Annotated in this window: 12 protein-coding genes; 1 reads left to right on the top strand and 11 read right to left on the bottom strand. The window is 37.1% G+C overall.

The window, feature by feature from the left end:
• Position 1 precedes the first annotated feature (1 nt).
• From WFN33_RS03665 to WFN33_RS03685, 5 genes are all read right to left on the bottom strand, one after another.
• On the bottom strand, positions 2 to 556 hold the full coding sequence (locus WFN33_RS03665; RefSeq protein ID WP_336951574.1) for a spore coat protein U domain-containing protein: 555 nt from the start codon (positions 554 to 556) through the stop codon (positions 2 to 4).
• A gap of 60 nt (positions 557 to 616) precedes the next feature.
• Positions 617 to 1153, bottom strand: coding sequence for a Csu type fimbrial protein (locus WFN33_RS03670; RefSeq protein WP_336951576.1), 537 nt, complete (start codon positions 1151 to 1153; stop codon positions 617 to 619).
• Positions 1154 to 2054: 901 nt separating this feature from the next.
• The gene (locus tag WFN33_RS03675; protein ID WP_336951578.1) at positions 2055 to 2390 is read right to left on the bottom strand and encodes a hypothetical protein; all 336 of its coding nucleotides are present in this window, start codon (positions 2388 to 2390) and stop codon (positions 2055 to 2057) included.
• Positions 2391 to 3122: 732 nt separating this feature from the next.
• On the bottom strand, positions 3123 to 4949 hold the full coding sequence (locus tag WFN33_RS03680; RefSeq protein WP_336951580.1) for a DUF1302 domain-containing protein: 1827 nt from the start codon (positions 4947 to 4949) through the stop codon (positions 3123 to 3125).
• A 192-nt stretch (positions 4950 to 5141) separates the two neighbouring features.
• Positions 5142 to 5732, bottom strand: a complete 591-nt coding sequence (locus tag WFN33_RS03685) for an RBBP9/YdeN family alpha/beta hydrolase (protein WP_336951582.1) — start codon at positions 5730 to 5732, stop codon at positions 5142 to 5144.
• 641 nt (positions 5733 to 6373) lie between these two features.
• Between WFN33_RS03685 and WFN33_RS03690 the strand changes: the two genes are divergently transcribed.
• Positions 6374 to 7426 carry an AraC family transcriptional regulator gene (locus WFN33_RS03690; protein ID WP_336951584.1) on the top strand — a complete coding sequence of 351 codons (1053 nt, stop codon included), beginning with the start codon at positions 6374 to 6376 and terminating at the stop codon, positions 7424 to 7426.
• Positions 7427 to 7538: 112 nt separating this feature from the next.
• Here WFN33_RS03690 and WFN33_RS03695 read toward each other — a convergent pair whose 3' ends face one another.
• The 6 genes from WFN33_RS03695 to WFN33_RS03720 all read right to left on the bottom strand — a co-directional run bounded on the left by WFN33_RS03695 (position 7539) and on the right by WFN33_RS03720 (position 12947).
• Positions 7539 to 8549 (bottom strand): YeiH family protein, encoded by a 1011-nt coding sequence (locus WFN33_RS03695; protein ID WP_336951586.1) that lies wholly within the window; start codon positions 8547 to 8549, stop codon positions 7539 to 7541.
• The gene (locus tag WFN33_RS03700) at positions 8542 to 8871 is read right to left on the bottom strand and encodes a Rieske (2Fe-2S) protein (RefSeq protein WP_336951588.1); all 330 of its coding nucleotides are present in this window, start codon (positions 8869 to 8871) and stop codon (positions 8542 to 8544) included. The genes WFN33_RS03695 and WFN33_RS03700 overlap by 8 nt, the downstream gene beginning before the upstream one ends.
• Positions 8868 to 9521, bottom strand: coding sequence for a DsbA family oxidoreductase (locus WFN33_RS03705; RefSeq protein WP_336951590.1), 654 nt, complete (start codon positions 9519 to 9521; stop codon positions 8868 to 8870). Before WFN33_RS03705 ends, WFN33_RS03700 begins: the two co-directional genes overlap by 4 nt.
• On the bottom strand, positions 9521 to 10864 hold the full coding sequence (locus WFN33_RS03710; protein WP_336951592.1) for an MFS transporter: 1344 nt from the start codon (positions 10862 to 10864) through the stop codon (positions 9521 to 9523). The genes WFN33_RS03705 and WFN33_RS03710 overlap by 1 nt, the downstream gene beginning before the upstream one ends.
• 117 nt (positions 10865 to 10981) lie before the next feature.
• Positions 10982 to 12034, bottom strand: a complete 1053-nt coding sequence (locus tag WFN33_RS03715) for a 3-keto-5-aminohexanoate cleavage protein (RefSeq protein ID WP_336951594.1) — start codon at positions 12032 to 12034, stop codon at positions 10982 to 10984.
• Positions 12035 to 12098: 64 nt separating this feature from the next.
• Positions 12099 to 12947 carry a TauD/TfdA dioxygenase family protein gene (locus WFN33_RS03720; protein WP_336951596.1) on the bottom strand — a complete coding sequence of 283 codons (849 nt, stop codon included), beginning with the start codon at positions 12945 to 12947 and terminating at the stop codon, positions 12099 to 12101.
• Positions 12948 to 12951 lie beyond the last annotated feature (4 nt).

Genomic DNA, 12951 nt, shown 5'->3' on the forward strand with positions numbered 1-12951 from the left:
TTTAAAATTCAATGGTAATTGGAATAGTGTCGGTATATTGTCCAAGCGAGACTGACCGACCATTATTAACAGTTTGACCTATGATATTAAGCGTCTGTGGCTGACCATTGTTGGTCAAAGTGATGGTTTGATTCGGTTTTAATGCTTCCCGAGCAGTGCCATATAAGATGTTGTAGGCAAGGAAATCGGTACCATTACTGATAGCACGGAAATAATTTGCACTAAAAGGGGCTGGAACCTTGCTGTCATTCTGTCCTGCACCAAAAGTAACTTTTATCGGAGAATTGCCAGGACATTGAATGGTCAAACCCGATGCAGAAGCATTACTTAAACTCGTCTCAATCACACGATTAAATGCAGCAGTAGTTTCCCCGAAATCTAACTGACCAAAATTCAAGCCAGTTGTTTCGTTATTTACAGACTGATTGTTAATCTTGCAGGATGGCTCTAATTCAAGTTGGATATTTAACTTAGCGGCTAACTGCCCAGCACTACAGAGTGACGAAAAAAGGCTACAAAGTAGCAATCCAACGCTTTGTTTAAGTAACAGGTGCATACGTTCCTCCTTAAAACAGGCTTGTTCAACAACAAACCTGTTTACTGTTACGTATACTGATTAGAAATTAACTGTTACCAACAAAGTGTCTTTATAGTCACCCTGTGCTTTTGCAGTTCCACTGTTTGCAGCAATTGCACCAAAGATTGGGACTTCTTGAGATTCACCACTCGCAGCTGTGAAAGCTTGAGGTGTATTGATTGCGTAGAGATTGGTACGTGCTGCATCACGATAGACGTTATAGCTAACCACGTCTGCAGCAGTGGTATGTTTAAGACTACGATCAGCACGCTGACCACCATCAATTGCAACAGTAAACGCAACAGGATCTGTACTGTCACATTTTACAGCGAGGTGACTACCTGTACCTGCTGAAGCAACCTGAGCAGTTAGAACGTTGGTCCAAGTACCAGAAGTTTTACCAAAATCCAAACTACCAAATTGGTTCATAGCTCCAGCAACTTCAGAACCTTCAACAGAACAACCTGTTGAAACATTCAGCTTGACATCAACTTGACCAGTAACAGCAGCTTGTGCAGTCGCGATATATCCTGTACCTAACAATACAGTTAGCGTTAGTTTTGTTAAAATATTCATATTATGTCCAGTGATATGCATTATTTATTAACTTTTACACAAGAAGTGTGAAAGCATTTACATAATCACATGTGACGAATAAGTGTTCAATAATGACCCTAATTAACAGCACAAAACCACACTATCAAATTGTTTTTACTTTAGATTATGTTTAGACATTGGAATTAAATTATTATTACATTTAAAACATAAATAAATACATTTCATTTGATAGATTAATAAAGTTAAAAGTTAAAAGTTAAAATTAATTTAATTATTGTTCAAATAACATAAAGATTAATATGCCGATCTCAGAGCTCAAATTCCGCTTATGCATATCGGATTATATGTGGTTCACATTTCAAAAAACATAATTAAATTATATACTTAAAATATTAATAAGTAAAAATCTATACATTAAATCTAATTTAGCACAATAACTACAAGCTTAAACATCTCTTTATTTTCTATAATATTAAATATTCTTTTTTAGGATACTTTATTACTCCCATCTTTCTTTTAAGTTTTACACCTAAAAAATTTTAGAATATCTTTTATTTTCAACACTTACATTTACAAAAAATAAATATTCTTTCATCTGATTTTATGTATTAAAAATATGAGGACAGAGTAACCCTGATATTATCCAAAGAAAAGCAACTAATATTAACCTTTTCCAATCGTTGCTCGTATTTGTTTTGTATGGATAGAACCATCATTATTAAGAGACTACAAATTAGTCATAGAGACCTCGTTAAACTACGATTTTATCAATAAATATTAAGACTTAAACGTTATTTTATCTATTCATCAAAAAAAATCCCATTCGTTCTGGGGTGAAGAATGGGAACCGATATGACACTTTAACATGTCGACCGAAAATCAAAAATTTATACGAATGTCTATAAAATTTAGAGGGTGACTAAAGATGATAAGTATTTCCACTTGGCTGAAGAACATCTCGTTCTTTAACTCTTAAACAAATGCATTGGTCAATTGTAGCGATTGCATCACGAAGAAATTCAGCTTCCATTCTATCTACATGGAAATGGCTTTCTTTATGAACTTCTTCAAATAATGCTTTTAAATCATATTGATCATCACTTAGACATGCCAATTTAAAATTACTTAGTTCAGCATCAATATCTAAACGTATTAATTCAATAAAATGCTGACGTGAAGCATAGGTATTTTCACTATAAAAAAAATGAGTGCTTTCATCTATACCTTTATGAAACACCATTTCATAAATTTTCATTATTTATTTATATCCAACATTCATATTTCTATTCTTCAATATATCTGCTAGAACACTTTAAGCTATTCAGATAATGCACATTTTTTATCACTACCTACCTTGTTTTGCAAACTTTCACACTTTTTTATATTATAATTAAATACATAGTTTATTAAAAATATAATTTAAAAACAAATATTTAAATTTATATTATTTTTAAAATACAGCTTGTAATAGTGTTCATATTATTATAATTTAATGCATATTTCATGTAATTCACCACCAAACAACAGGTTAATTTTAGGCCAATTTAACAGATACTATTGATAATAATTTTTATCCTTATTCTATCTTCTGTATTGCTTAATTCTAGTTTTGATTGGAAGTGAATTAATATGATGTTAATTATTAAATCTATATTTTTTATTTTCGGTGAGCTTACTAATTATAAAGTTATTGAGCATTTATTCTGATCACCTCGCCTTGGCAAATATGATTAAATATTGAGAGGGATATGCCCATTCTTATAATGATTAAAAAGCATATCACAATCAATATCCTTAGAGAATCTAACAGCTGCCATATCAATAAGTTTGAATAATTTAATACCTTCAACAATAGAAAAATCAGTTTTTCCCAAAGCTATATAGCCGTTTGATCTATAAATAAGTTAAATATTTATGATTAAAAGATGAGCTTTTTTTGACACCAACGATCCAATAAACATAGCATCCAATTTTTAAATTCCCAACTTCAAAAATTAGCTTTAAATATCAATGAAGCAAAATCTCGGTCATCGATTGTACTAAAATCATTCGAACCAAAAAAATTGGTATATGCAAGTTCAGCAGTATATTTTTGCTGATAGCTTACTGAAATAGTAGCTGCGATACTCATTTGACCTTCTTGAAAATTTTGGCTAGATCCTGTTATGTCATGGCGAAAGATAAAACTAGGTGTAATGACAACTGCTGGTAAAATATCTTGATAGCTTAACACTCCACGTAAACGATAGCCGTAAGACCATTCAGTAAAGAAACCATCTTTATTACAAAAGCGCTCATTCATACGATCAACTACATCATTTGCAAGGTGTGCTGTGCCATAAAGCGTACATTTGTATTCCTCAGTTTCAGGATTATAGGCACCAGATGAAAGCTCACTCCGCCCAAAAGCCCCTACTCGCCCAAAGCGATGATTACCGATATTTGCAATATGATTGACTGCAATTTCTACCGCCCAATTCAGTGTAGTTGCACCCAATATATTATTCAGATGATCACTTGCACCTACTGAAAATTGCGTTACTGGTGTTCGTACATAACCTTCAAGATATTGTCCAAATTCAGCTGCAACCCCAGGTGGAGTGAGCGGAGTATCTTTATCTAGAACTTGTGCATAGACAATATCTGTACCATTTAATTGCAAAGGTTGATTTGCTTTATGTGTTAATTCGCTAAAAACAGACGTAGTACCCAATTTTCCCGCAAGACTTAATCCATACATTTGGATATTTTCTGGATAAACTGAAAAAAATCTGGCTGTATTAAAATGTGCAGGTCCGGAGGCTGTCACTGCTGTACCGTCAAAATTAGCATTACGACTGTGATAATTTGCGAAATATAAGCCAAGTTCAGCATTGTTCCAACCCAATAAGCTTTGCTTTAAAGAGAATCCATATTGTCCGCTATTTCGAGCATACCGACTTTCTGAACGTGGAATATAGGTCTTTGCATCTAAAGCACTTTCAGACAACTTATCTCCTGGTGTAACGGTCAAAATAATTGGCCCACAATTTTCTGGAACAAAGTCAGAAATTGCAAAAAATGTCCCGCAACCGTCCACAATAGAAGGTCTAAACTTAAACTGATAAAAACCACCTAATTTAAGGTTTGGCGTTATTCCAGCCTCGAATGAAAACATTTCGACAGGAATTATTCGTTCTTTTACTTCCCCTCCCGGCCGATTGATTGCAGCATAATCCAAGGCACTGACTGAATTTAAACCATTTTGGAAAAACAGCGATTTCCCCCAATTTAAGCTATGTTTACCTAATTTTAGATTGGCATTTTGACCATTTTGTAAAGTAAAGTTTTTCCAGATATAGGTATCCCAAAGATCAATACCCTTAAATTTGGCTAATCTAGGCCATCTAGAATCATCAAAGGCTTTTAAATCTCCACGACCAGTTTCATAAGCATGGTCATACCAATATTTAGCACTGAGTACTGCACCTTGGTGTTTTCCTTTTAAACGAAACTCGGTCAGCCCTTTTGCAATTTGAGAAATATTATCGTTTTTACTGAAATTCAAATGTCCATCGTCGCCATTCACATCTATGCTTAAACCATTCTTACCGATATGATTTGCATCAGGCTTATACACCAACTGATTTGAAGCATCTTGAATACTCCAATTTGCACCTAAGCTGAACATCGTATTGGTTTCAAATTTCCAATCATCATTAATCTCAACACTTGTCGCAGATACTTTTGAAAGGCTTAAGCACAATATTAAAAAGACACCAAATTTTTGAGTAAAAATAACAGTGTGTTTATTATATAAATAATTTTTCATCATTCGATCTCCATATCGACATGATTTAATTTGATTTAATTTCATAAGTAGCCATGTTGACTGTTTTGAAATATGCATTTTTTTTAATTGTTTAATCTGTTACGAATACTACTAAGTTATGAGCAATGCTGTCTTAAAACGGCGTGTATACTAAACAAGCAATCTCTAAAACCATTCCACTATAAATATCTAAAACTAAGCGATACATATAGACTCATCCACTCGGTCTAATTGTTGAATAAATTGTTCAGCTTGTGCCCAATAGCCATAGCCAGCAGCTGGATTAAGATGCCCCACTTCGCCTAAATTCACCAATCGGCTGCCCCATGTTTTTGCCATTGTCGTAACTGCACTGTAACTGGCTAAATGGTCATTGGTACTTGCAACCACAATGCTTGGAAATGGCAAAATTTTGTTGGGTAAAGGATCCCATCCTAGTTTTTTTAGCATTGCAGAATTTGGATAATTTTCAGGCCATTTGGCTGATAAATCAGGTGGTGTCACCAACAAAGCTCCTTGAATCTTGTGTTGATATATAGCTGCCCAATGAACGATCATTAATACCCCTGCACTATGTGCAACTAAAATCACAGGTCCATCGATTTCTTCTAGTTGTGCTTGGATCGCTTTAACTCTTTTTATGCAGTTGATTTTGTCTGTTTCCAGCGGAGGGACAGATCGTACCTTGACCAGCCTTTCTTCCAATAAGGTTTGCCAATGTTCAGCAACATGGTCACGTAAACCTGGGACAATTAAAACAGTTGCCTTTGTTTGTATTTTTTCCATTGATCTACCTTAAATTATGAGTGAATAAATGAATGTGAATTCTATAAATTGCTTATTCACAATACGATTTAGTTGATTTTGCTGATGCACATTTGATGACAACTTCTTTTCATTTGATGACAAATTACCTATCAAAAAATCCTTCAAACATAAGCAATCAAAAATATAAGGTATTGATTTTATTTTTATATTTTAAAATTTAAATATTTGTTAATAAATTCTAAATGTTGTTTATAACGTACTTGAGATTGCTTTAAAGAAGACCTGCTTGAATAATGGTGTCGTGTTTCAGAAAGATTCCACTGAAACCATAAAAAGTGAACTACAGGGAAATTTTAATGAATCAGATTTATAGAGTTGATGTACTATTCGAATGACTTTGCACAGCCAACTTAGCTTATAAAGCTGCTGATTACTCAAGAAAGTTCAGTCCTTTTAAAACACTCATGTTTCTAAGCAAATTTGATAATTTATTTCTATCACCTGAATGTGTACTCAATTGAGATACTTTTTTTAAGATATTTTGATAAAATTGTCGAGATTGCAAAAATGCTAGAAATTTTTATAGTGCTTATTAGCAAAGTTTGTAAACAATAATGTATTGACCAGGATGGTTAATAAAAAAATAAGGAGATTGGAAATTGATTCCTCTTGCACATACAGCCGTACTCAAAAATTATCTAGATGTTAGTCGACAGTTAGACCTCAATCCATACCATTTATTATCTGATGCTGGAATTTATTCTGCTCAATTAAATGATTCAAAACAACGTATTTCGGTCGATAAAGTCATTACATTGTTAGAACATTCTGCTCAAATCAGTGGCTGCGAAGTATTTGGTCTACATATGGCAGAACAACGACAAATTGCTGATTTTGGCAAACTTAGCCTATTGTTAAGTTATCAGCAAACCTTAGGTGATGCCTTAAAAACAATTGTAAAATACAGAAATATCATCAATAACGCGCTTGAAATATATATTGAAGAAGTTGGAAAAACAGTGATTATTCGCGTGGAAGTTATTTCCGCTTCAGTAAAATATAGTCGCCAAGCAATTGAGTTAGCTTTGGGGATTATTCAGCGATTCTGTGCTACATTGTCAGCTCAAAAATGGCAACCATTAAGCATTCATTTTACGCATGATGCACCACATGACTTATCTGTGCATCAACGTATCTTTGGGAGTTCATTTGAGTTTGGTAGTGAGTTTAATGGTATTGTCTGCTCATCATCTGAACTTGATAAAATCAATCCACAAGCAAATACAGCAATGGCAGACCATGCACAGCGCTATTTAGATCTCGACATCTTACAAAAAGATAATGAGTCATCACTTATTTTTGATATCCGTAAAAGTATCTATCTGCTTTTACCGATGGGACGAGCTACAATTGATCAAGTTGCTCAAACGCATGAGGTCAATGTTAGAACGTTGCAACGTCGTCTAGAAGCCGCACAAACAAATTTTAGTGAATTAATGAATGATGTACGCAAAAATTTGGTCTTTCGCTATTTAAGAAATATCAATTACTCATTGGCACAAGTTTCAGATATTCTTGGTTACTCTATGCCAAGCTCTTTTACCCGATGGTTTATTGGTCAATTTGGCATAACACCGAATGCTTGGCGTACCCACAATAAAACCGAGATCATCGATGCGAATATGATAAAAATTAAACCAATGAGCTACTGACGTTTGGTATTGATTTCAAAACAATAACTTAAAAACGAATCAAAACAAAAGTTTTGCACCTAGCAAATTTTTTTATTGCGCCTTGCAAAACTTTTATTCAATGAATGACCAATTAAAACAACCAATGCATCAGGCTTAATACCAACAATACCAGAAAAATACTTTCTCCAATCATCAGCAGTATCGGTTTTATACCGACTGTTGCTAACTCTTTTAATTGTGTTTTCATCCCTAAAGCACTGATCGAAATAATCAAACACCAACGAGATAATTCATTTATTCCACCTTGAACGAGTGTTGGCACCCATCCAGTACTATTAATACATGCGAGAATCAAAAATCCCACTGCAAACCATGGCAACAATGGTGGTCTTTTCCCAGTAGACGGCGAACCTTGCCTACGAGTAATCATGGCTGCACAAATGATGACGGGTAAAAGCATGGCAACGCGCATCAATTTCACCACTGTTGCAGTATCACCTGCTTCTGTAGACATGCTATAGCCTGCCCCTACCACTTGGGCGACATCATGGATAGTTGCACCTAAAAAAATTCCAGCATGTTGAGGGGTTAATTCTAACCATCGCGCAATCATCGGATAAACGATCATTGCCAAAGTTGATAGTGCGGACACCCCAATCACCGTGAATAAGGTTGCTTTTTCTTTTTGAGGATGACTTGGTAAAGCAGCAGATAAGGCCAATGCTGCGGAAGCCCCACAAATGGCCGTCGCTCCTCCTGTCAGCATACCGAAAAACTTATTAAATCCAAGCACTTTGGCTGTAATGACTGAAGCTAGAATGGTAATAACAACTAATGAAATCACCAAAACAAGGGGTTGCCAACCTAGCGCAGTCATTTGCTCAAGGGTAATTCGCATTCCGAGTAAAGCGATCCCAAAACGCAGTACTTCTCGCGCAGTAAATTCGATACCCGCTTTACACTTTCCTTCTGTTGCAAGAAAGTTCACACCCATCCCGAGCAACAAAGCGAATAACATCACTGGCGCACCATAATGCTCAGATAAAAAACAGGCCGCTGCGGCAACAACAGTACTGACAATAAATCCTGGCATGAGTTCACTTAGACGTTGTCGCCAAACAATAGGAGCTAATTTACTCATCAAACGCGGCTCCCGAATCTAAACCAATAAAGATATTTTCTCCAATCACCTCTACTGGGTATATTTGTACTTTCAGCTGTGTTGAATTGAGTAAATAACCATTTACTACGTCAAAACGTAAACCATGTGCACAACACTGAATCACTTTGCCTTCCAATTTTCCATTGAGGAGAGAAGCACCTTGATGTGGGCAACTGTCTTCAATCGCATAAAATTGTTCAGCAATATTAAATAAAATCAGGGATTGGTCACCAATCATCAAAAAGGATCGATTGCCTACAGTTGGGATTTTTTCTTGAGGAACTTGAAAACGCAAGGTCATACCATTTGTCCTTGTGCTTGAAGCGTATCCAACATTGCTTGATAAAGTGCACTTGCAGGTTGTGCCCCAGCCATTGCAAAACTTCCATCAAAAACAAAATACGGCACCCCTTTACCCCCTGTATCTGCTGAGATAAAAGGAACAAATGGCTTGGCTAAAATACTTTCAACTACCTCATTCGCAAAACCACAATACATGGCTATTTTCTGCAATGTTGCTAACTCACCTATATTTTCCGAATGATGAAAATAGGCTGTGAATAGCGCATCTAAAAATCGCTCACTTTGATCTGAATGATATACTTTTGAAATGTTTGCAAAAAAATGATGCGCCATAGCTGTGTTTGGCATACGCCGAATCTGATCAAAATCAATATCGACATTGACCGCTTTCGCGGCTTGACGAACTTGAGTTTGGCGCATTCGAACCGCTGTTGAACTGCCTAATCTTTGTAAATAAAAGGCATCAAAAGGAACCCCCAACAGCGGAATATGGGGTAAAAGCTGTACACCACGCCATTGGATATTGACCACAACATCTGGATCACTTTGTTTTAATTTTTGAATCGCAGTCTGTAAATGACGTTTTCCAATCACACACCATGGACAGATAAAATCAAAAAAAACTTCAATATTCATTTTACGCGTCATTATTGATTACCCATATTGCATGACTGTGCTTGTACTGTTTGACCTTGTCGTGCTGTTTGTACATTAAAGTTTTTAATATCATTGGCATAATGGCGTTTTGCATAGAAGAATACGGCAGCAGCCACAATGCTCATCAGTGGCATCAATTGAAAAGCGTGATGTAAACCGATTAGATCAGATAGCTTCCCAATCACTAAAGGTCCTAAAGCTAAGCCGAGAAAATTATTTGCTAGTGTTAAAGTTGCAAATGCTGTGCTATGTACAGAATGATGTGTCAGGTTGGCAACCATTGCGCTGGATGGTCCATTGGTACCCAAAGCGATAAACATCCCAATACAAATCATGATCAATTGAGCATTTCCGACAGACATGGCAAAAGCGATGAATAGCAACACACAACCGATCAAACAAAATGCAATCGCCAAACTGACTTTTCGGTCTGGTCGATCTCGTCCTAAACGATCACATAACATCCCACATAAAATCGTACCAACTGCACTACTGAGTACAACCATTGCTGCGACCAACCCAGCTTTATCTGTCCCCAATCCGTAATATCGATTGAGATAACTGGGAAGCCAAACGATGACCGTGCCACCCACAAACAATTGCAAGCCACTGCCAATATAAGTGGCGATCACAGACCGACTTGAATAAATCGATCTCAAAGGACTTATCGACTTATCCTGTTTCTGTTGGATCTTAATTTTTCGCTGAATGCTTCCTATCTTGTTTTCTTTAACCACAATAGGGTATAAAAATGCCAGAATCAGCCCAAAAACAGCCATTCCACCAAATGCCCAACGCCAACCAAAATGCTCAGCCATGACACCACCTAAAGCCATGCCTAAGAATGAACCAAATACACCACCTGCCATAAAAGCACTTGCTAAAGTTGCACGCATATCACGGGGGAAAACTGCTACAACAACAGCTATCCCTACACTACCATAGGCAGCTTCGCCAACACCCACCATAAATCGGGCAATAAACATATGTTGATAACTTTCAGCAATTGCACAGCCTAAGGTTGCCATACTCCATAATACGGCCATCAAAGTTAAGCTTTTTACTTTGCCAAAACGATCTGCCAAGATCGATAAAGGTAAGGTTAATAAACCCACCATCAACGCCACAATCCCACTTAATAATCCGAGTTGGCTGTCTGTTAAAGCCCATTCACTTTTGACCAATGGAAATACTGCATTTAAGACTTGCCGTGACATATAGTCAGAAATCAACAAACCAAATGTGAGTGCAAAAACCAACCATGCATATTTACGTGGTATGCCAACCGAAGTATCTACACCGCCCGTAGGACTTGAATATTGATGCGCATCCATACGTTATCCTTGTGTTTTATAATTTATCATTGATTTTTTTGATGACTACGCGACTTCACCGTAACGTAATCCTCTGGTTCTCACTGTTTGAATCAAAAATCCTTTAGACTCAAAACATTATTTACGCTGTGGAACACCCTTTTGACCAGCTTTACGATTGGGCGCCATACCATTTTCCAACAAGGTTTCTTCAATCGTGTCGTATTGCACGCCAATACGATAAATTTCACGTGCTTCTTTACCTGATGCGACTTCACGACCTAATTCATGGGCAATACGCACAGTCTGTTGAATTTGCTGTACTGAAGAAAAACGTTGCCCTTGATGATCGATAATGGTGTCTTCATTTCCGACACGTGCATGTAAGCCCATCGCCATTGACATGGTGTTAAACGGCAAAACATTTTTAAGTAAAGACTCTGAAGTTAAAGTACAGCCATCAGGTACGCGATGAATAAAGTTAAAGAAGTTAAAAGGATTTGGCCCATCAAAACCGCCCCCAATTCCAATCCATGTTAAATTCAACGGACCTTTATACAGCCCTTTACGCACCATACGTTCCAGCGTTTCTAAACCATGCATCCCAGTTAACTGGAAATGCGGTTGAATGCCATTTTGAGTTAAACGCTTTAAATGCTCTGCTACCCATGCTGGGCCTGCTGGTACAGTCATTTCAGCATAAGCAGCCTGAATTGCTGGATGAGACAAAGAAGTGCCTTCTAAATATTCAGGATAGAGCAACTCCATAATATTCATTTGAGTGGTGTTGATTGCCACGGTTACTTGGTCTGGTTTTGGCATTAATTCAGCCAGCATATGACGCGTATCATCGCTTAACCAAATTGCAGCCTCACCTTCACTTTCTGGAGCAAAAGAAATTGATCCACCCACTTGAATAATCATATCAGGCACCGCTTCACGCACACCGGCAATGAGTTCATTGAACTTAGACAGACGTTTCGAACCTTTCCCATCTAGTTCTCGAACATGCAAATGGAGGACTGAGGCACCTGCTTCATAACACTCTACCGCTTTTTGAATTTGTTCTTGCATGGTCACGGGGATATCTTCAGGAAAATCCTCAGGCATCCATTCAGGCCCATAAGGCGCTACCGTAATCACCACTTTGTCCATGTTTTCAGGGTGTAATGAGTCATCAAAGAATTGCATAAACATCTCCATATGTATTTTAGAATTAGGGTTTGGATAAAATCTTTAACTGCTACTGCTACGCTTAGTAAGTTGCATCGCCAATAATGCCTGCCCGTTCCATTTTTCGATGACATGGTGGATAGTCCATTACGGCATAATGTTGGGTACTGCGATTGTCCCAAATTGCGATACTATTCGGTTTCCAACTCCAACGAACTTGGTACTCTGGAATATAGGCTTGGGTAATTAAATAACGCAGTAAATCGGTTGCACCAGGATTGGCGTCTTGTCCAAAACGAACGTGTTCTTTGGTATGGTAGTTACTAAAATGAGTGGTAAACGCGTTGACATAAAGAATCTTCTCACCCGTTTCTGGATGAGTACGTACCACAGGATGTTCTGCATCAGGAAACTGTTCTTTTAATGCCAAACGTTTTTCAATCGGCATCATTGCGCCAAAACTGGCTTCAATACTGTGATAGGCACGTAAATTTGCAATTTTTGTTTTGATTTCTATAGGTAAATTTTCATAGGCCATCACCATATTGGTCCACATGGTATCGCCACCCACTGTCGGACATTCAATACAACGTAGCACACACCCCATTGGCGGAACTTTGCGCCAGCTTGCATCGCTATGCCAAGCATTTTCATAACGATCAATTGGACTCTCTGGGCTTTTATAAATTTGTACCAGTCCAGGATGCTCTGGATGGCTTCCGACAGCAGGATGACTTTCTAGTTGTCCAAAACGCTCAGCAAATGCCACATGTTCTGCTCGGCTTAGGTCTTGGTCTCTTAAAAATAAAACCCGATGCTTTAACAAATTCTGATGAATTTCAGTAAATAACCCATCATCGCCAATCGCATCAGCCAGATTTACACCTAACAATTCTGCACCGATATTGCAACTTAATTGTTCAACTTGCATAAGA

It is taken from the genome of Acinetobacter sp. AS167, assembly GCF_037152175.1.
Lineage (GTDB): Bacteria > Pseudomonadota > Gammaproteobacteria > Pseudomonadales > Moraxellaceae > Acinetobacter.